Source organism: Brevundimonas sp. SS2672, from assembly GCF_059579685.1.
In genome coordinates this window covers 2926274-2949075 of sequence record NZ_CM184201.1, presented here as the reverse complement: position 1 = coordinate 2949075, position 22802 = coordinate 2926274, and the positions used below count along the sequence as shown (strand labels likewise).

The window sequence follows — 22802 nt, the reverse complement described above, 5'->3', positions numbered from 1 at the left end:
GGTGCATGTGTGCGCGCCCTTCCGGGCGGGCGAAGGACCGAATGGGGGCGTTTTCGTGTCGCTTCGGATTTTCCCGATCGGTGAAGCTTAGACCTTCGACAGGATCAAGGTGGCGTTGGTCCCGCCGAAGCCGAAGCTGTTGGACATGACGTGCTTCAGCTCGCCGTCGTGGCGCTGACGCAGGATCGGCATGCCCTCGAACTCGGGGTCCAGGGTCTCGATGTGGGCGCTCTCGGCGGCGAAGCCGTGCTTCATCATCAACAGGCAGTAGATGGCCTCCTGCGCGCCCGCCGCGCCCAGCGAGTGGCCCGTCAGCGACTTGGTCGAGGAGATCATCGGCATGGCGTCGCCGAAGACGTTGCGCACCGCGCCCATCTCCTTGCTGTCGCCGACCGGCGTCGAGGTGCCGTGCGGGTTCAGGTAGTCGATCTTGGGATTGCCGGCCATCTCCAGCGCGATCTTCATGCAGCGCTCGGCGCCCTCGCCCGAGGGGGCCACCATGTCGTAGCCGTCAGAGTTGGCGCCGTAGCCGGTGACTTCGGCGTAGATGGTCGCGCCGCGCGCCACCGCGCGTTCGTATTCTTCCAGCACCACGATGCCCGCGCCGCCGGCGATGACGAAGCCGTCGCGCGTCGTGTCATAGGCGCGGCTGGCCTTGTCGGGCGTGTCGTTGAAGTTGGAGGACATGGCGCCCATGGCGTCGAACATGTTCGACATGGACCAGTCGATGTCCTCGCAGCCGCCGGCGAAGACCACGTCCTGCTTGCCCCAGGCGATCTGCTCGGCGGCCGCGCCGATGCAGTGGGCGCTGGTCGCGCAGGCCGAGCTGATCGAATAGTTGACGCCCTTAAGCTCGAACCAGGTGGCCAGGACGGCCGAGGGGCCGGACGCCATGGCCTTGGGCACGGCGAAGGGGCCGACGCGCTTGGGCGAGCCCTTTTCAACCGTGGTGGCGGCGGCCTGCAGGATCACCTGGGTCGAGGGCCCGCCCTCGCCGACGATCAGGCCGATGCGCGGGTCCTTGATCTCTTCGGCGGACAGGCCGCTGTCCTTCAGCGCCTCTTCAAAGGCGATGTGCGCCCAGGCCGTGCCGTTGGCCAGGAAGCGAGCGGCGCGGCGATCGACCAGAGGCGCCCAGTCCTCGGCCGTGTGACCCAGGGCCGGCGGCGCCCAGACCTGGGAGCGGAAGCCGTACTTGGCGTGGTCGGCGGCGTGCTGGACGCCTGATTTGGCGTCGCGCAGGGAGGCCGCGACCTGATCCTGGCCGGTGCCGATGGAAGAGACGATGCCCAGGCCGGTGACGACGACACGCCGCATGGTGTTTCCAATCCTACAAAGTCTTCGGGCGCCGCGTTGGCCGCAGCTATCCCATCAAGTGGGGTCAGGCGGCGCTCGGTTCCACCGTGGCCGCGCCGCCGAACAGGCCGACGCGCATATCCTGACAGGTGTAGATGACCTCGCCGTCGGCCTCGAGCACGCCGTCGGCGATGCCCATGACCAGCTTGCGATTGATGACGCGCTTCAGGTGAACCTTATAGACCACCTTCTTGACGTCCGGCGTCACCTGGCCGGTGAATTTGACCTCGCCGACGCCCAGGGCGCGGCCCTTGCCCGGTCCGCCGATCCAGCCGAGGTAGAAGCCGACCAGCTGCCACATGGCGTCCAGGCCCAGGCAGCCCGGCATGACCGGATCGCCGATGAAGTGGCACTGGAAGAACCAGAGGTCGGGGTTGATGTCGAGTTCGGCCTCGACATAGCCCTTGCCGTAGTCGCCGCCGTCGGCGGAGATGGTCTTGATCCGGTCGAACATCAGCATGGGCGGCGCCGGCAGCTGGGCGTTGCCCGGACCGAACAGCTCGCCCCGGCCCGAGGCCAGCAGGCCTTCGTGATCGAACGACGACGGATATTGCGACTGGCTCAAGGGAAATCGGCTCCGAAAGGTGTTGCTGGCGGGTTACACGACCCGGAGGCCGCGCTCAACCATGCCGTCACTATATGAGATCAGGAGGCGCGGCCGGTTCCGGCCGGGCGGGCGGCGTTGCACAGGGCGCGCTCCTGGGCGCCGAAGACCGCCCTCTGCTGCACCCAGCCGCGCAGCTTGCGCGCCCGCACCCGGCACCAGCCGTCCTCGCATTCGTCCAGGGGGATCAGGGCGTGCGGCGACAGGAGGGCGCGGATGGAAGCGGTCTCGGACCGACCGGACCGGATCGGCACGGCCTCGTCCGAGCGGTTGAAGACGCTGCGGCGGCCCGAGGCGACGGTGCGGTGGATCCAGGCCACGGAGCCGTCGGGATCGCAGATCTTTCGCCACTCGCGGGTTTCGGCGATCACCTGAACGGGCAGGCCGGCGGCGCGATATTCCCACAGGATGCGATAGTCCAGGCCTGGCCCCTGACGCGCGCGCACCTGCGACGATTTGAGAGTCACCCAGCGCGGCACCTCCAGCCCCGTGGGGGTCGGGCGGCCGTCCGGCATGGTGGCGCCCGCCGACAGCAGAACCCCGGTCGTCAGGACAGCGGCGAGGGCCGCGACGCGAGGCGCCCTTTTGAACCTGACCGCAGCTTTGCTAGACACCGAATATCGACCCGTTCCGAACGGGCGCCGCCCGTGGAAAACCCAGGTCCCCTATGTCCGCTCGCAAGCTTAAGGTCGTATTAACCAGACGCCTGCCTGACGCGGTCGAAACGCGGATGCGGGAACTTTTCGACGCCGAGCTGAACCTGACCGACCGGCCGATGTCGCGCGACGAACTGGCCGCCGCCCTGCAGCGGGCCGAGGTGCTGGCGCCCACCATCACCGATCATCTGGACGCCGAACTGATCGCGGGGGCGGGCGAGCAGCTGAAGATGATCGCCAACTTCGGCGCGGGCGTGGATCACATCGACATCGACGCCGCCGTGGGGCGAGGAATCATCGTCACCAATACGCCGGGCGTCCTGACCGAGGACACGGCTGACCTGACCATGAGCCTGATCCTGGCCGTCAGCCGCCGCGTCGTCGAGGGCGCGGCCGTCGTGGCTGCGGGCCAGTTCGAGGGCTGGAGTCCGACCTGGATGTGCGGGCGCAAGCTGTGGGGCAAGCGTCTGGGCATCGTCGGCATGGGCCGCATCGGCCAGGCGCTGGCCCGCCGCGCCAGGGCCTTTGGCATGCAGGTCCACTATCACAACCGCAAGCCCGTCCCGGACATGATCGCCGAGGAGCTGGGCGCCACCTGGTGGGACGACCTGGACCAGATGCTGGCGCGGATGGACGTCATCTCGCTCAACTGCCCGGCGACGAAGGAGACGCATCACCTGCTGTCGGCCGAACGTCTGGCCCGGCTTCAGCCGCACGCCATCGTGGTCAACACGGCGCGCGGCGAACTGATCGACGAGGCGGCTCTGGTCGAGGCGCTGGATCGCCGCGCCCTGTTCGGCGTCGGCCTGGACGTGTTCGAGAACGAGCCGAAGGTCCACCCCGGTCTGATCGGCCGCCCGAATGTGGTGCTGCTGCCCCACCTCGGTTCCGCCACCATCGAGGCGCGTCAGGACATGGGCGACCGGGTGATCGCCAACATCATGACCTGGCAGAACGGCCATCGTCCGCCGGATCGCGTCATCCCGGCGATGCTCTAGGCGTGAGCTGACCCGCAGACGGGACAGGCGGGGTCGGCGGCGATCTTCGCCACCCGGCTGGTTCCGGCCAGACCGTCATAGAGCATCAGGCGGCCGGTCAGCGGCTCGCCCGCGCCGGTGATCAGCTTGATCGCTTCCAGCGCCGCCATGGCGCCGATGACGCCGGCCAGGGCGCCGACCACGCCGACGCGGGCGCAGGTCTCGGCGTCGGGCGGAATCTCGGGCACCAGGCACTGATAGCAGGGGCGCCCGGCGAACACCGACACCTGCCCCGACCAGCGGCCAAGCGCGCCGGACACCAGCGGCTTGCCCGCCGCCACGCAGGCGGCGTTGACGGCCAGCCGCGTCTCGAAGTCATCGGTGCCGTCCAGGGCCAGGTCGAAGCCCTGCATCAGGGCCGCAGCGCTGTCCGGCGTGACGCGCTGGTTAAAGGTCTGGACCGTGACGTGCGGATTGAGGGCGTTCAGCCGTTCGGCGCCCGCCTCGACCTTGGATCGTCCGGCGTCCTCGGTGGTGAAGGCGATCTGGCGTTGCAGGTTCGACAGGGCGACCGTGTCGTCGTCGACCAGACCCAGCGTCCCCACCCCGGCGGCGGCCAGATAGAGGGCGGCCGGATTGCCGACCCCGCCCATGCCGACGATCAGGACGCGGGCGCGCTTCAGCGCCTGCTGGCCGGGGCCGCCGACCTCGGACAGCACCAGCTGGCGGGCGTAGCGTTCGACCTCTTCATCGGAGAAGCGAACCGGAGCGGAAGGGGCGGAAGACTGGGTCACGCCGACTGTCTAGCGCAGTCGGGCGGGTGCGTCAGGCCGGAACGGGCGCGGCCTCCACGCCCAGGGCCAGCAGGGCCTCCGCGCGGGCGGGACTGAGCCGGTCCAGGGAGCCGCCGTCCAACAGTCGAGCCCCCTCCGACGTCAGCTCGGCCAGGATCATGGGCCAGTCGCCGAACCGACGGCCCGGTACGGCGACATCAGACAGCAGGCGCAGGTTCTCATGGCGCGGATCGACGCGCAGCCGGTCCATCAGCCGATCGACATCGGCCCGGCGGCCCTCGATGAGCTGCAGGAATCGGCCGTCGTGGCGCATCAGGACGCTGCTCAGACCGTCGCGGCGGTTGTTGCGCTCGGACGCGCCGAGAATCTCGGCCAGGATCAGAAGGCTGGTCGCCGCGCCGCCGACGGCGTCGCTGACATAGATGGCGCGGTGCAGAGGCAAGGCAACTCGAAACAGAAAACGCAGGGCCCTCCTCGCGGGCGAGCGAGGCGGCGGATCGGCAAGGGCGGTCCACCTTTCATGGCGCGATTAAGAATTATTTATGGTTAAGCTTTCCGTGGGGCGGCGCATTGCGACACCGCCTGATCTTGCGGCGGACGGCTGGCTTCGCCATGTCAGCGGCCATGAACACGAGCGCCTCCAACTTTCCCGACTGGCACGGCACCACCATCCTGGCGGTGCGCAAGAACGGCCGCACCGTCATCGCCGGCGACGGCCAGGTCTCCATGGGGCCGACCATCGTCAAGGGCGCCGCGCGCAAGGTGCGCACCCTGGCGAACGGCAAGGTGCTGGCGGGCTTCGCCGGGGCCACGGCTGACGCCCTGACCCTGATCGAGCGGCTGGAAGCCAAGCTGGAGCAGTATCCGGACCAGTTGGCGCGCGCCTGCGTCGAACTGGCCAAGGACTGGCGGACCGACCGCTATCTGCGCCGTCTTGAGGCCATGCTGCTGGTCGCCGACAAGGAGACCATTCTGACCGTCACTGGCGTCGGCGACGTGCTGGAGCCGGAATATGGCGTCGCCGCCGTCGGCTCGGGCGGCAACTACGCCCTGGCCGCCGCCCGCGCCCTGATCGACGAGAACACCGAACTGGACGCCGAGCAGATCGCCCGCAAGGCCATGAAGATCGCCGCCGACATCTGCGTCTACACCAACGGCAATTTAACCATCGAAAGCCTGTGAAGGCGCTCAAGTAGCGAGCCGCCGCGCGGCGAACGATAGCGCCGCACACAGGCGCTTCTGGAAAAAAGAATGACCGACCTGTCTCCCCGTGAAATCGTCTCCGAACTGGACCGCTTCATCGTCGGCCAGGACGACGCCAAGCGCGCCGTGGCCGTGGCCCTGCGCAATCGCTGGCGTCGCAAGCGCGTGCCCGAGGATCTGCGCGATGAGGTCACGCCCAAGAACATCCTGATGATCGGCCCGACGGGCGTCGGCAAGACCGAGATCGCCCGGCGTCTGGCCAAGCTGGCCGGCTCGCCCTTCCTCAAGGTCGAGGCGACCAAGTTCACCGAGGTCGGCTACGTCGGCCGCGACGTCGATCAGATCATGCGCGATCTGGTCGAGAGCGCCCTGGTCATGGTGCGCGACCGGCGTCGGGCGGGCGTCAAGGCCCGCGCCGAGGGCCAGGCCGAGGACCGCATCCTCGACGCCCTGGTCGGACCCGGTTCGCAGCCCGCCACGCGCGAGGCCTTCCGCAAGAAGCTGCGCGCCGGGGAGCTGGACGACAAGGAGATCGAGATCGCCCTGGCCGATACGACCTCGCCTCTGCAGGGGCTGGACATGCCGGGCGGCGGCAACGTCGGTCTGCTGAACCTGTCGGAGATGCTGGGCAAGATGGGCGGCGGCCGCACCAAGACGGTCAAGCTGACCGTGCGCGACGCCGTGGCGCCCCTCGTCACCGAGGAGAGCGACAAGCTGCTGGATCAGGAAAGCCTGACGAAGGAGGCCCTGCTGCTGGCCGAGAACGAGGGCATCGTCTTCCTGGACGAGATCGACAAGGTGGCCGCGCGTCAGGATCGCGGCGGCGGCGCCGACGTGTCGCGCGAAGGGGTGCAGCGCGACCTGCTGCCCCTGATCGAGGGCACGACCGTCTCGACCAAGTATGGGCCGGTGAAGACCGACCATGTGCTGTTCATCGCCTCGGGCGCCTTCCACGTCGCCAAGCCGTCGGACCTGTTGCCGGAACTGCAGGGCCGCCTGCCGATCCGGGTTGAGCTGAAGGCTCTGACCCGCGACGACTTCAAGCGCATCCTGACCGAGCCGGAGGCCAATCTGATCCGCCAGAACCAGGCCCTGCTGGCGACCGAAGGGGTCGAGCTGGTCTTCACCGACGACGCGGTCGAGGCTATGGCCGACGCCGCCGTGGCCGCCAACTCCACCGTCGAGAACATCGGCGCCCGCCGTCTTCAGACGGTGATGGAGCGGGTGCTGGAAGAGACCAGCTTCAAGGCCTCGGACCTGTCCGGCCAGACCCTGACCTTCGACGGCGACAAGGTGCGCGAGAAGGTTGGTGATCTGGCGAAGAACGTCGACCTGAGCCGGTTCATCCTGTGAGGCCCCTCTCCCGCGAGCTTTCGTCTTTCCGTCATCCTCGGGCTTGACCCGAGGATCGGATTGTCCGCCAGCGTAACGGCGGCCAGGAAGAGCGTGCCCCGACGCTCGATCCTCGGGTCAAGCCCGTGGATGACGGCGTGTACGACGTGTGCGGAGGTGGTGCGTGCAGTCAGCCCCGCATCGCCTCCACCGCCTCGACCAGTCGCTCCAGTTCCGCCGGGCTCGACAGCCGGTGATCGCCGCCTTCGATCAGGTCGAGCCGCAGGTCGCCGCCGCTCAGGCGTTCGGCCAGTTCGACCTGATGGCGCCACGGCACCACGTCGTCGGCGCGGCCCTGCAGCACATGAACCGGCGCCGTGATGTCGATCCGGCCGTCCAGCAACAGCCAGTCGCGCGCCTCCTCGAACATCCGCCGAGTCAGGACGTAGGAGCCCAGCCCTTCCTCGGTGATGACCGTCTCGCCTTCGCGCAGGATCGCCTGACGTTCGTGGTCGGCCAGACCCGGCCACATCAGCTTTTCGGTGAAGTCCTGCGCCGGATTGACCAGCACCACGCCCTTGACCCGTTCCGGCCGCGCCAGCGTCGCCAGCAGGGCCACCCAGCCGCCCATCGATGATCCGACCGGAACCACCGGGCCCTCAAGACTGTCGATCAGGGCGACGGCGTCCTCGCGCCAGCGGCCGATGGTGGCCTGCTTCCAGTCGCCGCTCGACACGCCGTGGGCGAAGTGGTCGTAGCGCACATAGTTCCAGCCGCGCTCGCGGGCGGCGGCGCCCAGGGCCAGGGCCTTGGTCCCCTCCATGTCCGAGCGAAAGCCGCCGATCCAGATGACCGTCGGGCTGTCGCCCTTGACCGCCTTGAAGGCCAGCGTCTCGCCGTCGGGGCGGATCAGGGTCTGGACGTCGGACATGGGAAACTCCTCGGACTGTCATTCCTCGCGGAATGGCTTTAGCAGAGACGACGATTGTTCACAGAGGCCGCGAGGCGCCCGCTTGTCTGCACCCAAAGCCCTGTTCGTCAGCTCCAACCGGATCGGCGACTGCGTCATCTCCTCCGGCGTGATCCGCGAGATCGCGCGCCAACTGCCGGGCGTTCAGATCACCGTCGCCTGCGGCCGCCCGCCCGCCCCCTTCTTTCGCTCCGCGCCGAACGTCGAGCGCGTCATCATCCTCGACAAGAAGAAGGCCGCCGGACACTGGATCGACCTGTGGAAGCAGGTGCGGGGGACGCAGTGGGACATGGTCGTGGACATCCGCGGCTCGGCCCTGGCGTATCTGATCCCGGCGAAGCGACGCATCGTCTACAACCGTCGCTGGGAGACGGGCCTGCGCAAGGTCGAGATGGTGTCGCGCCTGATGGGCTCGCCTTCGCCTCTGGACCCGGAAATCTTTCTTGACGATCAGGCCCGCGCCGAGGCGGCCTCCGTCATCGACCCGCAGCTGGGGTCCGGTCCGGGCGCAGGGCCGATCATCGCGCTCGCCCCCATCGCGCACCAGCCGGGCAAGTCGTGGCCCGCCGACCGCTGGGGCGCGCTGGTCGAGAAGCTGAAGGCCGAGCCGCGCTTCGACGGCTGGCGCTTCATGCCGGTCGGCGGTCCCGGCGACCGGCCGCCCGCGACCCCGGCGCTGGAGGCGGCGGGACCGCGCGCCATCGACTGCGTAGGCAAGGGCGACATCCTGTGCTCGGCCGCCGCCATCGACCGTGCGACCCTGTTCGTCGGCAACGACTCCGGCCTGATGCACGTCTCGGCGGCGTTGGGGCGGCCGACGCTGGGCCTGTTCGGCCCGACCGAGTGGTGGCTGTACGGCCCGTGGGGGCCGAGGACGCGCACGGCGGCGTCCAATGAGATGCGCGGTCAGTTCGCTCCGATCGAGGATTTGAGCGTCGATCACGTGTTCGAGGCGGTGCTGAGCCTGCACGACGCCTATGTCGCTGAAGGGGCCGTAAAGGCCTGAAGGCCCGAAATCCCTTGAAACATCGGCCTTGCGTCGCCATATTCCGGCCGCTTGGAACACAGCGGCGGCATCGCGCGCTGAGCCATGCAGACAATTTTCGCCTATCTTCTGATCACATAAGGAAACGACGCCCATTCGCCGTCCAATGCAAGCGCCGCCCGTAAAGGACGGGCCGCCCATCAACCAGGATATCCGCGCCGCCCGCGTTCTGCTCATCGACCAGAATGGGGAAAAACAGGGCGTCATGCCCTTGTCCGCCGCGCTGGAGGCCGCCGAGGAGGCGGGCCTGGACCTGGTTCAGATCGTCGCCAACGCCGAAACGCCGGTGTGCAAGATTCTGGACTACGGCAAGCATCGTTTCCAGGAACAGAAGAAGAAGGCTGAGGCGCGCAAGCGTCAGAAGGTCGTCGAGCTGAAGGAAATCAAGCTTCGGCCGAACATCGACAGCCACGACTACGATGTGAAGGCCAAGGCCATGCATCGCTTCTTCGACGACGGCGACAAGGTCAAGGTGACCATCCGCTTCCGCGGCCGTGAAATGGCTCACCCGGAACTGGGCATGAAGCTGATGAACAAGGTCCAGGCCGACTTCGAGGAAGAAGCCAAGGTCGAGTTCGCGCCCAAGATGGAAGGCCGCCAGATGATCATGATCCTGGCCCCCCGCTGATCGCGGGCTGAACGACAAGACTTTCAGGGACGCCCCGGCCATTCGGTCGGGGCGTCTTACTATCCGGCGGGAAGACCTCGAATGACGGCGCAGACGACAAAGGCTTCCGGCGCGGGGACGCCGACCCTGGCGGTTCTGTTCGCCGTGGTCTTCATCAACCTGGTCGGTTTCGGCCTGGTGGTGCCGCTGCTGCCGTTCTTCGCTCAGAGCCTTCAGGCCGAGCCGTGGCAGATCACCCTGATGTTCTCGGCCTATTCCCTGGGCCAGTTCTTCGCCGAACCCTTCTGGGGGCGGCTGTCGGATCGGATCGGGCGCAAGCCGGTGCTGCTGGCCACGCTGGCGGCCAACGCCCTGGGCTATCTGCTGCTGGCCTTCGCGCCCAACATCTGGGCGGCGGTGCTGGTGCGATTGTTCACCGGTCTGGGCGCGGGCAATATCTCGACGGTCCAGGGCTATATCGCCGACGTCACCCCGCCCGAGCGCCGGGCCGGACGGATGGGGATGATCGGCGCCGCCTTCGGCCTGGGCTTCATTGTCGGGCCGGGCCTCGGCGGCCTGCTCGCCCAGCCGCAGATGGGCCATGTCGGCTATCAGTTGCCGATCTTCGCCGCCTCGGGCGCGGCTGTGCTGGCGGCGCTGGGGGTGATGCTCTTCCTGCGCGAGAGCCGAGCCAAGGCTGATCCCGCCGCGCCCCGCCCCGCCTTCCTGTCCGGCCTGCAGTTCGCCCGCGCCGACGAAGTGGTGTCGCGCGTCCTGGTGGTCAGCCTGATCTATCTGGCCGGGTTCTCGGCGATGGAGGCGTCCTTCGGTCTGTGGGCCGAAAACCGCTACGCTTGGACCGCGCGCGAGGTGGGCCTCAGCTTCATGATCGTGGGGCTGGTCTCGGCCTTGAATCAGGGGCTGGTGGCCGGGCGGCTGGCGAGACGCTTCGGCGAGGCGCGGGTGCTGGCGGCGGGGATGCTGTTGTTCGGCGCGTCGCTGATCCTGCAGGTGGCGGCCCCGCCGGCGTGGTTTCCGGCGGCGCAGATCGACCTGGGTCTGTTCGTAATCCCTGTGTCGGCCGGTTGGATCATTCCCATCGTCATGGGGATCGGCGCCTGCGGCATGTCTCTGGCCATGCCCAACATCTCGGCCCTGATCAGCCGGGCGTCGCCGCCGGACCGGCAGGGCGCCATGCTGGGGTTGAACATGGCGACGGGATCGATGGCCCGCATCGTCGGCCCCATGGTCGCGGGCGTCCTCTATTCCGCCATTGGATCGGACTGGCCCTTCCTGGTGGGGGCGGCGTTGACGGTTCCGGCGGCGATGATGGCGATCAACGCCGGACGCGCCGCACGCCGCCGCGAGGCCCAGGCCTGAGACGCCGCGCGGCGACTCTTCTTGCCTCCGGCTCCCGTTTGGCGTAGAAGCCGCGCCTTCGCGTACCGGACCGCCGGGCGAACAGGCATGCCTGGGCGGTCTTAAATCAGGCTGGCGCTGATCGGGCTCAAGTAGCTCGAAGAGCGGTAGCCCTCTAAAAGACAGAGAGTGAAAATGCCGAAGCTGAAGACGAAGTCGGGCGCCAAGAAGCGCTTCAAATTCACCGCGACGGGCAAGGTCAAGGCTGGCGTGGCCGGCAAGCGCCACCGCCTGATCAGCCACAACTCGAAGTACATCCGCCAGAACCGCGGCACTTCGGTCATGGCCGACGCCGACGCCAAGAAGATCAAGTCCTACATGCCGTACGCCTGATCGGCGCACGCAGACACGATCTCTCAACCGCATAGAATTTGAACTAAGTCCCTCAAGCAGCGCGGCCCCGCGGGCCGAGCGGTAGGGACTTCCCGAAGGGAAAATTACAATGGCTCGCGTCACCCGGGGCGTTACGTCCCACGCCAAGCACAAGAAAGTCCTGAAGCAGGCCAAGGGCTTCTACGGCCGCCGCAAGAACACCATCCGCGCCGCCAAGGCTGCGGTGGATCGCGCCGGTCAGTACGCCTACCGCGACCGTCGCAACAAGAAGCGCTCGTTCCGCGCCCTGTGGATCCAGCGCATCAACGCCGCGGCCCGCACCGAAGGCTTCACCTACTCGCAGTTCATGCACGGCCTGAACAAGGCGGGCATCGAGCTGGACCGCAAGGTTCTGGCCGCCATCGCCGCCGATGAAGCCGGCTTCAAGGGCATCGCCGACAAGGTTCGCGCGGCCCTGGCCTAAGCCTTTCTCCCACACGGGACGAAGCAAAAGCCCTCCGGTTCGCGCCGGGGGCTTTTTGCTTTCGATCCTAACGGCTAGACGAACCCCCATGACCGATCTCGCTCAACTGGAACTGGACCTCATCAACGCCATCGGCTCGGCCGAGAGCGTGGCGGGTCTGGAGGACATCCGCGTCGCCGCCCTCGGCAAGTCCGGCTCGATCTCGGGCCTGCTGAAAGGCATGGGGGCGCTGAGCCCGGATGAGCGCCGCGAGCGCGGCCCCGTCATCAACGGCCTGCGCGACCGGGTGTCGTCGGCCTTGGCCGCCCGCAAGGCCGAGCTGGAGGCCGCCGAACTGGACGCCCGCCTGCTGGCCGAGCGCGTCGACCTGACCCTGCCCAGCCGCCCGCGCCGCAAGGGCGGGGTGCATCCGACCATGCAGGTCATGGACGAGATGGTCGCCGTCTTCGCCGACATGGGCTTCTCGGTCGCCGAGGGGCCGGACATCGAGGACGACTTCCACAACTTCACCGCTCTGAACTTCCCGCCCAAGCATCCGGCGCGGGAGATGCACGACACCTTCTTCCTGAAGCCCGACCCGGAAACGGGCGAGCGCAAGGTGCTGCGCACCCACACCAGCCCGGTGCAGGTCCGCACCATGATGTCGCAGAAGCCGCCGATCCGCATCATCGCGCCCGGCCGCACCTTCCGTAAGGATTCCGACGCGACCCACACGCCGATGTTCCACCAGATCGAGGGTCTGGTGATCGATCGCGACATCCACATGGGCCACCTGAAGACGACGTTGGAGACCTTCATCGCCCGCTTCTTCGAGCTGGACGACGTGCATGCCCGTTTCCGTCCGCACCACTTCCCCTTCACCGAGCCCTCGGCCGAGATGGACATCCGCTGCGACCGTTCCGGCGGCAAGCTGACCCTGAACGAAGGCGAGGACTGGCTGGAGATCCTAGGCTGCGGCATGGTGCACCCGAACGTGCTGCGCAACTGCGGCATCGACCCGGATGAGTATCAGGGCTTCGCCTTCGGCATGGGCGTCGACCGCCTGGCCATGCTGAAATACGGCGTGCCGGACCTGCGCCCCATGTTCGAGGCCGACACGCGCTGGCTGGCGCACTACGGCTTCTCCGCCTTCGCCGCGCCGAACCCGGCGTCGGGCCTCAGCTGAACTGGAATACGCCCATGACCGACCAGACCACGATGTCGCCCGAAGAAAAGCTGGGTCGCGAGATCGTCGCCCGCACCACGTTCGAGAAGGAAGCCGTCTGGCTGCCGTCTCTGGCCGTGCATCACATGAACGCCGGACAGGTCTTCATCGACGGCAAGACGTTCACCGAATGTCTGATCGAAGGCCCGGCGGTCATGGCGATCATGAACGGCACGACCTTCGACGGCTGTAACATGGGCGTGGCCGAGGACCCGCGCACCCTGTTGCTGGACCCGCGCGGCTCCATGATCGCCGGGGCGATCGGCATGTCCAACTGCCGTTTCGTGCGCTGCCGCTTCGTGCAGGTGGCCTTCACCGGAGCCAAGGAGGCGCTGGACGACATGGAGCAGGGCCTGTTGAGCGCGCGCGCCGAGGCGAGAACTCAGGCGCAAACGAAGGGATGAGGTCTGCAGGCGCCGGGAGCGGCGCCGCCGGCCCCCTTCTGGTTTTTGAAAGATCACCCCAATGACTGACACCACCATCACCCTCGAAGCGCTCGGCCCCGGCCCCACCTATGTCGGCAAGAACGTGTGGCTGCCGCAGCTGTTCATGGAGGCGGCGCGCGCCGGCCTGCCCGCCATTGAGAACCGTCGTTTCGAGAACTGCCTGATAGAGGGGCCCGCCGTCCTGCTGCCGCTGGAAGGCTGTAATTTCGACGGCTGCAACATGGGCGACGCCAAGGGCGATCCGCGCAACCTGATGCTCACCCCCCTGGGGCCGCAGCGCGTCACCGGGCCGATCCCGTTCCGGGATTGCCAGTTCATCAACTGCAACTTCCTGGGCGTCGGCTTCACCGGTCCGTCCGACTTCATCGACAACATGGTGGCGGTCCTGTCCCAGTCGGGAACGGCCCAATGAAGTTCACGCTTTCCTGGCTGAAGGCCCACCTCGACACCGAGGCTGAGGTCGATCAGGTCGCCGAGGCCATGACCATGGCCGGGCTTGAGGTCGAGGAGGTCCACGACCCGATCGCCGCACTGGCCCCCTTCACCGTGGCGAAGATCGTCTCGGCCGAGCGTCACCCGAACGCCGACCGGCTGCAGGTCTGTCAGGTCGAGACGGTGGACGGAATGAAGGAGATCGTCTGCGGCGCCCCGAACGCGCGCGCGGGCCTGACCACCATCTATGCTCCCATCGGCGCCTATGTGCCCGGCCTGGGCGTGACCCTGGTCGAGAAACCGGTGCGTGGGGTGGTGTCCAACGGCATGCTGTGCTCGGCCTCCGAGCTCGAGTTGTCGGATGAGAGCGACGGCATCCTGGAGCTGGCCGACGACCTGCAGGTGGGCGAGCCCGCCGCCGGCGTCTTCGGCGCCGAGCCGGTCATCGATTTCGAGGTGACGCCGAACCGCCCCGACTGGCTGGGCGTGGCGGGCATCGCCCGCGACCTGGCGGCTGCGGGGCTGGGCCAGCTGACGACGCCGGAGATCGTTCCCGTCGCGGGGTCTTTCGACTCTCCCGTGTCGGTGGCGCTGGAGGCGCCCGAACTGTGCCCGGTCTTCGCCGGTCGCGTGATCCGGGGCGTCAGAAACGGCCCGTCGCCTGAGTGGCTGCAACAGCGGCTGACGGCGATCGGCCTGCGTCCGATCAACCGTCTCGTCGACATCACCAACCTGATTTCCTACGACCGCGCGCGGCCGCTGCACGTCTATGACCTGGCGACCCTGTCGGGCGAAGGGATCGTGGTTCGGGCTGGTCGCGGCGAAGCCGACAGCCTGGTCGCCCTGGACGGCAAGACCTATGCGCCGGGCGCCGCCGACTGCGTCATCACAGACGCCGGGGGCCAGCGCGCCATCGGCCTGGGCGGCGTCATGGGCGGCGTCTCGACCGGCTGTTCGGACGAGACGGTCGACGTCTTCGTCGAGAGCGCCTGGTTCGACCCTATCGCCACGGCCCAGACGGGCCGCTCGCTGGGGATCAATTCGGACGCCCAGTACCGCTTCGCGCGCGGCGTCGACACGGCCTCGGTCGTGCCGGGGCTGGAGCTGGCGACCCAACTGATCCTTGACCTGTGCGGCGGCGAGCCGTCGACGGTCACGGTGGCGGGCCAGGCCCCGGCCGCTCCGGCCGCCTTCGCCTTCGACCCGGCCTATGTGAAGCGGCTGTCGGGCATGGACCTGAGCGACGACCGGATCTTCGAGATCCTGTTCGCCCTGGGCTTCACCGTCATGCGCGGCTCGCCCTGGTCGGTGACGCCGCCGTCCTGGCGCCGCGACATCGAGGGGCGGGCGGATCTGGTCGAGGAAGTCGCCCGCATCGAGGGCTACGCCGCCCTGCCCGACGCGCCCCTGCCGCCGGTCGCCCCGGCGCCGGGCGGGGTTCTGAGCCCGCGTCAGGCGCGCGTGCGCACGGCCCGTCGCGCCCTGGCGGCCCTGGGTTATGCCGAGGCCGTCACCTGGTCCTTCACCAAGCAGTCGATCGCGACCCTGTTCGGCGGCGGCGACGAGCGTCTGGTGCTGGAGAACCCCATCGCAGCCGATCTGGACTGCATGCGGCCCTCGGTCCTGCCGAACCTGATCCAGGCGGCGGCGCGCAACGCCGCGCGCGGCCACGCCGACGTCGCCCTGTTCGAGATCGGTCCCATCTATCTGGACGACCAGCCGACCGGCCAGCGCACCGTCATCGCCGGCCTGATCGCGCCGCACGCCGACCGTCACTGGGGCGGGGCGGGGGAAGACCCCCTGTTCGCGCTGAAGGGCGACCTTCTGGCCGTGCTGGAAGAGATCGGCGCCCCGGTCGCCTCCCTGCAGCTGGCGCAGGGCTCGAACCGTGACTGGTGGCACCCCGGCCGTTCGGCCCGGCTGCAGCTGGGACCCAAGAACGTCATCGTCGAGTTCGGCGCCCTGCACCCGCGCGTGCTGAAGGCGCTGGACGCGGACGGCCCCATGCTGGCGTTCGAGATCGTGCTCGACTCGGTGCCTGAGCCTCGGGGTAAATCCGGCAAGGCCCGTGGCGCGGCGGACCTGCCGAACCTCATGCCCCTGACCCGCGACTTCGCCTTCCTGATGGACGAGGCCAAGGCCGTGGGCGATTTGACCCGCGCCGTGGCGGGCGCCGACAAGGCGCTGATCGCCGACGTTCGCGTCTTCGACGTCTATCGCGGCCAGGGCGTGCCCGAAGGCCAGAAGTCGGTGGCGATCGAGGTCGAGATCCAGCCCCGCGCCGCCACCTTGGCCGAGGCGGAGATCGAGGCCTTGATGGCCAAGGTCAAGGCCGCCGCCGCCAAGGCGGGCGGAACCTTGCGAGCCTGACAGCAGAAATCCGGCGGCCTGAAGCCCAGGCCGCCGGAACTTCTGCGGCCAAGCAATCTTCGGTTAACCTTAAAGCCCCAAGGCTGCCGTAAAAGGCACGGACGGTAGGCCAAGCCCGCGACGACGGGCGGACCGTCCTTAGCCGGGAGCCTCGACCATGCACCGCCGCCAACTGATCCGCACCAGCCTCGGCCTCGCCGCCGCCGGCGCCCTGCCCGCCGGCCTCGGCGCCTGCGCCAGCCGCCCGCCGGCCGACCCCAACTATCCGATCGCTTCGGACAACACGGCCCAGGCCTATACCTTCGATGAGCTGGTCGCCGCCGGGTCGCGCGAACTGGGCATTGCGGCCGAGGCCGTGGGCGGCGCCATCGAGCGCATCTTCGCCGAACAGGGCGACCGCCCGACCGCCTATATTGCCGGTGAAGAAGGCGCGGGCGCTGTCGTCGCCGGCCTGCGTTACGGCCGCGGCGCCCTGCACATGAAGGACCTGTCGGCCTCGCAGGAGGTGTACTGGCAGGGCGCTTCCATCGGTTGGGACTGGGGCGGCAACGCCAGCCGGGTCTTCACCCTGGTCTACGGCCTCTACCACCCTGACATGCTCTATCGCCGCTACCCGGGCGTCGAGGGCTCGGCCTATCTGGTCGCCGGTCTGGGCGTGAATTATCAGCGCGCGGACGGCATCGTCCTGGCTCCGATCCGCACCGGGGTCGGCGTGCGTCTGGGCGCCAATGTCGGCACCATGAGCTACAGCCGCCAGCGCAACATCCTGCCTTTCTGAGTTCGCTATGCTCGGGTCGCGGACCCTCGCGGCTTGAGCGAAAGAGGAGGCGCGTCGATTTCGGTCGGCGCGCCTTTTTTGTGTCAGGACTGTTCCCCGGCGAGGATCGCCTCCAGGCCCTCGCGGTAGGATGGGTAGCTTGGACGCCAGCCCAGTTCGGCCTTGGCGCGGGCGTTGGAGACGCGCTTGGAATCCAGATAGAAGCGGCGCATGGCCTCGCTGACCTCGGGGTCGGTCCAGTCGACCTCGGGTGGGCGCGGTAGACCCAGGCGCTCGGTGGCCCAGGCGGTGACGACGTCGGCAGGCGTAGGCTCGTCGTCGGTCAGGTTGTAGACGCCGCCGGGACGCGGCCGAGCCATCGAGGCGAACAGGCCCGAGACGATATCGTCCACATGGATGCGGTTGAACACCTGGCCGGGCTTTTTCACCAGGCGGGCGGTTCCGGCGCGCAGGCGATCGAGGACGCTGCGGCCGGGGCCGTAGAAGCCGGGCAGGCGGAAGACCTGCAGCGTCAGCCCCATGCCCTGGGCGCCGTCCAGCCAGGCGCGTTCGACCCTGGCGCGTCGGGCGCCCTCAAGCGTGGCGGCGTTCAGCGGATCGCCCTCGAAAGCCCAGCCGCCTGCGCGATCGCCGTAGACGGCGGTGGAGGAGACATAGCCGATCCAGTCGGGCCATGCGTCGCCCGCCAGAGGCGTCAGGGCGCGCAGAGCCGGGCAGCCGTGGGCGTCGGGCGGCGTGGTGATCAGCACGGCCTGAGCGGCGGCCAGGGCCTCGCTCAGGGCCTTGGCGTCGGCCGGGTCGACCGGTTTGATCCCCTGGGCCGCCAGCGACTGACGGGTCTGCGGATCGCGCGAGGTGGCGAAGACTCGGCCGCCGCGCCGCAGGGCTTCGCGGGCCGCCGCCTGTCCCAGATAGCCGCCGCCGAACACCAGCAGGGACGGGGCGGCGGCGGGTTCGGTCATCGGGTTTCAGTCTCTCAGGCGGACAGGACGCGGGCGGGCGAGGCGGCGGAGCCCTCGGTCTCGGCGCGCAGGGCGTCGGCGCGGCCGGCGTTCCAGGCGGTGACGCAGGGAATCTTGGTCCGGTCGGCGCGGTCGGCGTAGCGGCGGGCGATGTCGGTCACATCGGCCATGAGGCCCTCGGCCAGGGTGATCGGCTTCAGCCCCAGTTCGCGGAACTGATCGTTGGCGACGACCAGTTCGTTCTCGTCGGCCTCCTGACGCGGGTTGGCGACGTTGTGGACCTGCGCGCCCGTCATCTCGGCCACCATCTGCGCCAGGTCGCGAACGCGGCGGCTCTCGGTCATCTGGTTGAGGATCTTGACCCGGTCGCCGCGCTTGGGCGGGTTGTTCAGCGCCAGTTCGACGCAGCGCACCGTGTCCTGAATGTGGATGAAGGCCCGCGTCTGGCCGCCCGAGCCGTGCACGGTCAGCGGATAGCCGACCGCCGCCTGCATCAGGAAGCGGTTCAGCACCGTGCCGTAGTCGCCGTCATAGTCGAAGCGGTTGATCAGGCGTTCGTCCTGCTTGGTCTCCTCGGTCTGGGCGCCCCAGACGATGCCCTGGTGCAGGTCGGTGATCCGCAGGGCGTCGTTCTTGGCGTAGAACTGGAACAGCAGGGCGTCCTGCGTCTTGGTCATGTGATAGATGCTGCCGGGGTTCGGCGGGAACAGGATTTCCTGCTCGGTCGGGCCGTGGTCGGTCTCCACTGTGACCTTCAGGTAGCCCTCGGGGATGCGCAGGCCCGCCGTGGTGTAACCGTAGACCCCCATGGTTCCCAGGTGGGCCAGGTGGACGTCGCGGCCGCTCTCGACGATGGCGGCCAGCAGGTGGTTGGTGGCGTTCAGATTGTTGTCGACGGTGTAGAGCTTGTGCCGCGCCGACTTCATCGAATAGGGGGCGGCGCGCTGTTCGGCGAAGTGGACGACGCTGTCGGGCGCCCAGTCCTTGATCAGCGCGACCAGGCGGTCGAACTCCTTGCCGACCGTCAGGTTGACGAAGTCGATGGTGCGGCCCGAGACCTCCTTCCACGCGGCGATGCGCTCGCCCATGGTGCGGATCGGGGTCAGGGAGCGAACCTCCAGCTCATTGTCGATGTTGCGGCGGCTGAGGTTGTCGACGATCAGCACGTCCCAGCCGCGCGCCGAGAGGTGCAGGGCCGTGGGCCAGCCGCAGAAGCCGTCGCCGCCCAGAATCATCACGCGCATCAGTCGAACCTCGTTTTCAACGTCTTCTTCTGCCTAGCCGAACGCGCGAGGGGGCGAAAGCGTGGCGCTTGGCTGCGACGAAAGCGACACAGGGCGGAAAAAGAGAGTCCAATTCGTCTGAATCGTCTGAAATCGGAGGGCGTCCTTCCTGAAAACGGACAGGATGGGCCGGAGGCGAGATCAGGCGGGCCTGGCGCGTCGTCACGGCGCATCAAGCTTGAAATCATGACCTTTTCCGCGACGGGCGATCACAACAGGCGAGGCCGGCCCGCCGGGATCAGGCCTGATCGGCGCTGAGCGCCATGAGGATCAGCGGATAGGGGCGTCCGGCGTCGTCGGTCTCGGCGCGGCCCACGGCCTGAAAGCCCAGGCGCTCGTAGAAGGCGCGGGCGCCGGGGTTGTCCTCATTGACGCTGAGACGCCGGGCGCCCAGCGACAGGGCGTGATCGACCAGCCGACGCCCTATGCCGGAGCGGTGCAGGCGAGGGTCCACGAACAGGGCCGCCAGTTCATCGTCGGACAGGCCGAGAAAGGCGACGGGCGCCCCGTCCTGTTCCCAGGCCCAGAGGTTCGGATCGCCGCTGCCCAGCCAGGCGGAGACGTCGGCTTCGATGGCGTCGATCGCTTCGGGCGTCAGAAAGTGGTGCGTCGCTTCGACCGCGCGGCGCCAGACGGCGGTCAGGGCAGGCGCGTCGGCGGGGGCGGCGGGGCGGATCAAAGCAGGCTTTCGATCGCGGCGCGGGCGGCGTCGCCCAGGTCGGGGCGTTTCAGGGCCAGGGCGACGTTGGCGCGCAGCAGGCCGATCTTGTCGCCGCAGTCGTGGGTCACGCCTTCATATTCATAGGCGGTGAAGGTCTGCGACTGCATCAGGCGGGCCATGGCGTCGGTCAGCTGGATCTCGCCGCCGGCGCCGCGCTCCTGCGTCTCCAGCAGGTCGAAGATCTCCGGCTGCAGGATGTAGCGGCCCGAGATCGACATGGTCGAGGGGGCCGTGCCCTGGGCGGGCTTTTCGATCATGCCCTTCATGCCGTAGCGGCGGCCGTCGTGGGAGGCGGGGTCGATGATGCCGTATTTGTGCGTGTCGGCCTCGGGCACGGCCTCGACTCCGATGACGTTGCCGCCGACCTCGGCGTAGACCTCGGCCAGCTGTTTCAGAGCGCCCGGCTGCGAATCCACGATCACGTCCGGCAGGATGACGGCGAAGGGCTCGTGGCCGATGATGTCGCGCGCGCACCAGACGGCGTGACCCAGGCCCTTGGGCTGCATCTGGCGCGTGAAGCTCATCTCGCCGGCCTGGGCCAGCTCGGCGTTCATGGTCGCCAGGATCTCGGTCTTGCCCTTGGCCAGGAGCTGGGCCTCGAGCTCGATCTGATGGTCGAAATAGTCCTCGATCGCCTGTTTGGCGCGACCGGTGACGAAGACGATGTGCTCGATGCCCGCCTCGCGCGCCTCTTCCACGATGTAGGAGAGGATCGGCCGGTCGACGACGTTCAGCAGCTCCTTCGGCGTGGTCTTGGTGCCGGGCAGAACCCGCGTGCCGAGACCGGCCACGGGCAGGACCGCCTTGCGCAGGCGGGCGGGAGAGGTCGTCATGGATCGTCCTGAACAGCCTTGGGCGCCTGTCATAGGCGTAATTCGTGAAGCTTCCAAACGCCCCCGGACGGTTCGGGTTCGCCCTATTCCACTGTCACCGACTTGGCCAGGTTGCGCGGCTGGTCGACGTCGGTCCCTTTCTGGACGGCGGTGTAGTAGGCCAGAAGCTGCATCGGCACGGCGTAGACCAGGGGCGAGATCAGGGCCGGGCAGTCCGGGGCGTGGACGCGGCGGATGCCAGCGCCGTGCGGGTCGGGCGCCTTTTCCGGGGCGATCATGATGACCGGGCCGCCGCGCGCGGCCACTTCCTGCAGGTTGGAGGCGGTCTTCTCGAAGAGGTCGTCCAGCGGGGCCAGCGCCACCGTCGGGGTCGCTTCGTCGATCAGGGCGATGGGGCCGTGCTTCAGTTCGCCCGCGGCGTAACCCTCGGCGTGGATATAGCTGATCTCCTTCAGCTTCAGCGCGCCTTCCATGGCCAGCGGGAACATCGGTCCGCGGCCCAGGAAGAGGACGTCCCGCGCCTTGGCCAGGTCGACGGTCAGGGCGTGGATACCCGCATCCATCTGCAGGGCCTCGGCGATCAGGCGCGGGGCCTCGAACAGGGCCTTGACCAACTCCGCCTCCTGGGCGGCGTCGATCTCGCCGCGCGCCACGCCCGCCGCCACGGCCAGCGACAGCAGGGCGGCGACCTGGGCGGTGAAGGCCTTGGTCGAGGCGACGCCGATTTCCGGCCCCGCATGGGTCGGCCACAGGACTTCGGCCTCGCGCGCCATGGAGGAGGTGTGGACGTTGACCACGGCGGCGGTCTTCAGCCCCTGCGCCTTGCACCAGGTCAGGCTGGCCAGGGTGTCGGCGGTCTCGCCCGACTGGCTGACGGCGACGGCCAGCGTCCCCTGGGTCACGGCCGGATGGCGATAGCGGAACTCGGACGCGATCTCGACGTCGCAGGGCAGGCCCGCATAGCGTTCGAAGGCGTATTTGCCGATCTGGCCGGCGTAGAAGGCGGTGCCGCAGGCGACGATCTGGATGCGCTCGACGGCGGCGAAGTCCACGGACGGAACCTTGGCCTTGCCGGAGACCAGGTCGAGGTATTCCGACAGGGTGTGCTGGACGCTGTCGGGCTGCTCGTGGATCTCCTTCTCCATGAAGTGGCGATACTCGCCCTTCTCGACCAGGGCCGAGGAGGCGGAGACCTGGACCACGGCGCGATCGGCCGGACGGCCCGAGGCGTCGAACATGCGCGCGCCGGTGCGGGTCACGGCGACGTAGTCGCCTTCCTCCAGATAGGAGATCTTCTGGGTGAAGGGCCCGACGGCCAGGGCGTCAGAGCCCAGATACATCTCGCCCTCGCCCCAGCCGACGACCAGGGGGCTGCCGCGGCGGGCGCCCAGGATCAGCTCATCGTCGCCCTCGATCAGCACGGCCAGCGCATAGGCGCCGGTCAGGCGATCCAGCGTGGCCTTGAAGGCGTCCAGCGGCGTCATCCCGGCCGCCAGCTTGTGGTCCAGCAGGTGGGCGACGACCTCGGTGTCGGTCTGGCTTTCAAAGATGCGGCCTTCGGCCTCCATCTCGGCCTTCAGTTCGGCGAAATTCTCGATGATGCCGTTGTGGACCAGGCAGACGCGCCCCGCCTTGTGCGGGTGGGCGTTGGTCGTCGTCGGCGCGCCGTGGGTGGCCCAGCGGGTGTGGCCGATGCCGACGGTCCCCGCGACGGGATCGGCGGCCAGCACGGCCTCCAGCTCGCGGATCTTGCCCTTGGCGCGGCGGCGCTGAACGCCTTCGCCGTTCTGGACGGCGATGCCCGCCGAGTCGTAGCCGCGGTACTCCAGCCGCTTCAGGCTGTCGATCAGGCGGGGGACGACGGGGCCGGTTCCGGTGACGCCGATGATGCCGCACATGAGGTCTGCTCCGATCGGGACGCGACAGCCGCTTTTTGCGCACGGTCGCGGAATTGAGGTAAGCGAGAGGGTTCAGCCTCCGCCCTTGATCTCCGCTCTAGGAAATCGCGGGGACG

24 protein-coding genes are annotated in these 22802 nt (G+C 68.4%); 13 read left to right on the top strand and 11 right to left on the bottom strand.

What is annotated here, in order from left to right:
- Positions 1-87: 87 nt before the first annotated feature.
- The 3 genes from fabB to AC52GN_RS14820 form a co-directional block, all read right to left on the bottom strand.
- Positions 88-1317 (bottom strand): beta-ketoacyl-ACP synthase I, encoded by a 1230-nt coding sequence (gene fabB, locus AC52GN_RS14830; protein ID WP_338577338.1) that lies wholly within the window; start codon positions 1315-1317, stop codon positions 88-90.
- A gap of 64 nt (positions 1318-1381) precedes the next feature.
- The gene (gene fabA, locus AC52GN_RS14825; protein WP_291780798.1) at positions 1382-1921 is read right to left on the bottom strand and encodes a 3-hydroxyacyl-[acyl-carrier-protein] dehydratase FabA; all 540 of its coding nucleotides are present in this window, start codon (positions 1919-1921) and stop codon (positions 1382-1384) included.
- A gap of 80 nt (positions 1922-2001) precedes the next feature.
- Complete coding sequence (locus tag AC52GN_RS14820; RefSeq protein WP_338577336.1) at positions 2002-2574, bottom strand: SH3 domain-containing protein; 573 nt, start codon at positions 2572-2574, stop codon at positions 2002-2004.
- 53 nt (positions 2575-2627) lie between these two features.
- Here AC52GN_RS14820 and AC52GN_RS14815 point away from each other — a divergent pair, with 53 nt between their 5' ends.
- Positions 2628-3614 carry a 2-hydroxyacid dehydrogenase gene (locus AC52GN_RS14815; RefSeq protein ID WP_453988083.1) on the top strand — a complete coding sequence of 329 codons (987 nt, stop codon included), beginning with the start codon at positions 2628-2630 and terminating at the stop codon, positions 3612-3614.
- Here AC52GN_RS14815 and AC52GN_RS14810 read toward each other — a convergent pair.
- Entirely contained in the window at positions 3611-4387 is a 777-nt protein-coding gene (locus tag AC52GN_RS14810) for a HesA/MoeB/ThiF family protein (RefSeq protein WP_496527579.1), read from the bottom strand. The genes AC52GN_RS14815 and AC52GN_RS14810 overlap by 4 nt on opposite strands.
- Positions 4388-4418: 31 nt before the next feature.
- Positions 4419-4829 (bottom strand): BLUF domain-containing protein, encoded by a 411-nt coding sequence (locus tag AC52GN_RS14805; RefSeq protein WP_496527578.1) that lies wholly within the window; start codon positions 4827-4829, stop codon positions 4419-4421.
- A 170-nt stretch (positions 4830-4999) separates the two neighbouring features.
- Between AC52GN_RS14805 and hslV the strand changes: the two genes are divergently transcribed.
- Together hslV and hslU are read left to right on the top strand one after the other, a co-directional pair.
- Complete coding sequence (gene hslV, locus AC52GN_RS14800) at positions 5000-5569, top strand: ATP-dependent protease subunit HslV (protein WP_496527577.1); 570 nt, start codon at positions 5000-5002, stop codon at positions 5567-5569.
- Between the two features lie 69 nt (positions 5570-5638).
- On the top strand, positions 5639-6943 hold the full coding sequence (gene hslU / locus AC52GN_RS14795; protein ID WP_496527576.1) for an ATP-dependent protease ATPase subunit HslU: 1305 nt from the start codon (positions 5639-5641) through the stop codon (positions 6941-6943).
- 169 nt (positions 6944-7112) lie between these two features.
- On the opposite strand, the gene AC52GN_RS14790 is transcribed toward hslU, so the two are convergent.
- Entirely contained in the window at positions 7113-7853 is a 741-nt protein-coding gene (locus tag AC52GN_RS14790; protein ID WP_496527575.1) for an alpha/beta fold hydrolase, read from the bottom strand.
- Between the two features lie 82 nt (positions 7854-7935).
- On the opposite strand from AC52GN_RS14790, the gene AC52GN_RS14785 reads away from it, so the two are divergent.
- The 10 genes from AC52GN_RS14785 (at position 7936) to AC52GN_RS14740 (ending at position 16989) form a co-directional block, all read left to right on the top strand.
- Positions 7936-8898: a glycosyltransferase family 9 protein gene (locus tag AC52GN_RS14785; RefSeq protein ID WP_346485228.1), complete on the top strand. Its 963-nt coding sequence runs from the start codon at positions 7936-7938 to the stop codon at positions 8896-8898.
- Positions 8899-9043: 145 nt separating this feature from the next.
- Positions 9044-9565, top strand: coding sequence for a translation initiation factor IF-3 (infC, locus tag AC52GN_RS14780; protein ID WP_343830097.1), 522 nt, complete (start codon positions 9044-9046; stop codon positions 9563-9565).
- An 81-nt stretch (positions 9566-9646) separates the two neighbouring features.
- Positions 9647-10924: an MFS transporter gene (locus tag AC52GN_RS14775; RefSeq protein ID WP_496527574.1), complete on the top strand. Its 1278-nt coding sequence runs from the start codon at positions 9647-9649 to the stop codon at positions 10922-10924.
- 174 nt (positions 10925-11098) lie between these two features.
- The gene (gene rpmI / locus AC52GN_RS14770) at positions 11099-11296 is read left to right on the top strand and encodes a 50S ribosomal protein L35 (RefSeq protein WP_003166435.1); all 198 of its coding nucleotides are present in this window, start codon (positions 11099-11101) and stop codon (positions 11294-11296) included.
- A 109-nt stretch (positions 11297-11405) separates the two neighbouring features.
- Positions 11406-11759 (top strand): 50S ribosomal protein L20, encoded by a 354-nt coding sequence (gene rplT, locus AC52GN_RS14765; RefSeq protein WP_003166434.1) that lies wholly within the window; start codon positions 11406-11408, stop codon positions 11757-11759.
- Positions 11760-11847: 88 nt separating this feature from the next.
- Positions 11848-12924 (top strand): phenylalanine--tRNA ligase subunit alpha, encoded by a 1077-nt coding sequence (pheS, locus tag AC52GN_RS14760; protein ID WP_253111644.1) that lies wholly within the window; start codon positions 11848-11850, stop codon positions 12922-12924.
- A gap of 14 nt (positions 12925-12938) precedes the next feature.
- Positions 12939-13367: a hypothetical protein gene (locus tag AC52GN_RS14755; RefSeq protein ID WP_496527573.1), complete on the top strand. Its 429-nt coding sequence runs from the start codon at positions 12939-12941 to the stop codon at positions 13365-13367.
- A gap of 61 nt (positions 13368-13428) precedes the next feature.
- Positions 13429-13821 (top strand): hypothetical protein, encoded by a 393-nt coding sequence (locus AC52GN_RS14750; RefSeq protein ID WP_496527572.1) that lies wholly within the window; start codon positions 13429-13431, stop codon positions 13819-13821.
- Entirely contained in the window at positions 13818-16211 is a 2394-nt protein-coding gene (pheT, locus tag AC52GN_RS14745; RefSeq protein ID WP_496527571.1) for a phenylalanine--tRNA ligase subunit beta, read from the top strand. The genes AC52GN_RS14750 and pheT overlap by 4 nt, the downstream gene beginning before the upstream one ends.
- A gap of 157 nt (positions 16212-16368) precedes the next feature.
- On the top strand, positions 16369-16989 hold the full coding sequence (locus AC52GN_RS14740; RefSeq protein WP_496527570.1) for a DUF1134 domain-containing protein: 621 nt from the start codon (positions 16369-16371) through the stop codon (positions 16987-16989).
- 83 nt (positions 16990-17072) lie between these two features.
- On the opposite strand, the gene AC52GN_RS14735 is transcribed toward AC52GN_RS14740, so the two are convergent.
- The 5 genes from AC52GN_RS14735 to glmS all read right to left on the bottom strand — a co-directional run bounded on the left by AC52GN_RS14735 (position 17073) and on the right by glmS (position 22686).
- Positions 17073-17951, bottom strand: a complete 879-nt coding sequence (locus tag AC52GN_RS14735) for an NAD(P)-binding domain-containing protein (protein ID WP_496527569.1) — start codon at positions 17949-17951, stop codon at positions 17073-17075.
- Positions 17952-17965: 14 nt separating this feature from the next.
- On the bottom strand, positions 17966-19195 hold the full coding sequence (locus AC52GN_RS14730) for an NAD-dependent epimerase/dehydratase family protein (RefSeq protein ID WP_496527568.1): 1230 nt from the start codon (positions 19193-19195) through the stop codon (positions 17966-17968).
- 277 nt (positions 19196-19472) lie between these two features.
- Positions 19473-19913, bottom strand: a complete 441-nt coding sequence (locus tag AC52GN_RS14725; RefSeq protein ID WP_346485216.1) for a GNAT family N-acetyltransferase — start codon at positions 19911-19913, stop codon at positions 19473-19475.
- On the bottom strand, positions 19910-20788 hold the full coding sequence (gene galU, locus AC52GN_RS14720) for a UTP--glucose-1-phosphate uridylyltransferase GalU (protein WP_496527567.1): 879 nt from the start codon (positions 20786-20788) through the stop codon (positions 19910-19912). The genes AC52GN_RS14725 and galU overlap by 4 nt, the downstream gene beginning before the upstream one ends.
- Positions 20789-20871: 83 nt before the next feature.
- Positions 20872-22686, bottom strand: a complete 1815-nt coding sequence (glmS, locus tag AC52GN_RS14715; protein ID WP_496527566.1) for a glutamine--fructose-6-phosphate transaminase (isomerizing) — start codon at positions 22684-22686, stop codon at positions 20872-20874.
- Positions 22687-22802 lie beyond the last annotated feature (116 nt).

Bases quoted from the DNA above. Each gene is read 5' to 3' on its own strand.
- fabB (WP_338577338.1), bottom strand. From the start codon at position 1,317: ATGCGGCGTGTCGTCGTCACCGGCCTGGGCATCGTCTCTTCCATCGGC.
- galU (WP_496527567.1), bottom strand. From the start codon at position 20,788: ATGACGACCTCTCCCGCCCGCCTGCGCAAGGCGGTCCTGCCCGTGGCC.
- hslU (WP_496527576.1), top strand. From the start codon at position 5,639: ATGACCGACCTGTCTCCCCGTGAAATCGTCTCCGAACTGGACCGCTTC.
- AC52GN_RS14750 (WP_496527572.1), top strand. From the start codon at position 13,429: ATGACTGACACCACCATCACCCTCGAAGCGCTCGGCCCCGGCCCCACC.
- pheS (WP_253111644.1), top strand. From the start codon at position 11,848: ATGACCGATCTCGCTCAACTGGAACTGGACCTCATCAACGCCATCGGC.
- AC52GN_RS14735 (WP_496527569.1), bottom strand. From the start codon at position 17,951: ATGACCGAACCCGCCGCCGCCCCGTCCCTGCTGGTGTTCGGCGGCGGC.
- AC52GN_RS14755 (WP_496527573.1), top strand. From the start codon at position 12,939: ATGACCGACCAGACCACGATGTCGCCCGAAGAAAAGCTGGGTCGCGAG.
- AC52GN_RS14775 (WP_496527574.1), top strand. From the start codon at position 9,647: ATGACGGCGCAGACGACAAAGGCTTCCGGCGCGGGGACGCCGACCCTG.
- rplT (WP_003166434.1), top strand. From the start codon at position 11,406: ATGGCTCGCGTCACCCGGGGCGTTACGTCCCACGCCAAGCACAAGAAA.
- AC52GN_RS14730 (WP_496527568.1), bottom strand. From the start codon at position 19,195: ATGCGCGTGATGATTCTGGGCGGCGACGGCTTCTGCGGCTGGCCCACG.
- glmS (WP_496527566.1), bottom strand. From the start codon at position 22,686: ATGTGCGGCATCATCGGCGTCACCGGAACCGGCCCCGTCGTCCCCCGC.
- AC52GN_RS14815 (WP_453988083.1), top strand. From the start codon at position 2,628: ATGTCCGCTCGCAAGCTTAAGGTCGTATTAACCAGACGCCTGCCTGAC.
- AC52GN_RS14790 (WP_496527575.1), bottom strand. From the start codon at position 7,853: ATGTCCGACGTCCAGACCCTGATCCGCCCCGACGGCGAGACGCTGGCC.
- infC (WP_343830097.1), top strand. From the start codon at position 9,044: ATGCAAGCGCCGCCCGTAAAGGACGGGCCGCCCATCAACCAGGATATC.
- rpmI (WP_003166435.1), top strand. From the start codon at position 11,099: ATGCCGAAGCTGAAGACGAAGTCGGGCGCCAAGAAGCGCTTCAAATTC.
- hslV (WP_496527577.1), top strand. From the start codon at position 5,000: ATGTCAGCGGCCATGAACACGAGCGCCTCCAACTTTCCCGACTGGCAC.
- AC52GN_RS14740 (WP_496527570.1), top strand. From the start codon at position 16,369: ATGCACCGCCGCCAACTGATCCGCACCAGCCTCGGCCTCGCCGCCGCC.
- pheT (WP_496527571.1), top strand. From the start codon at position 13,818: ATGAAGTTCACGCTTTCCTGGCTGAAGGCCCACCTCGACACCGAGGCT.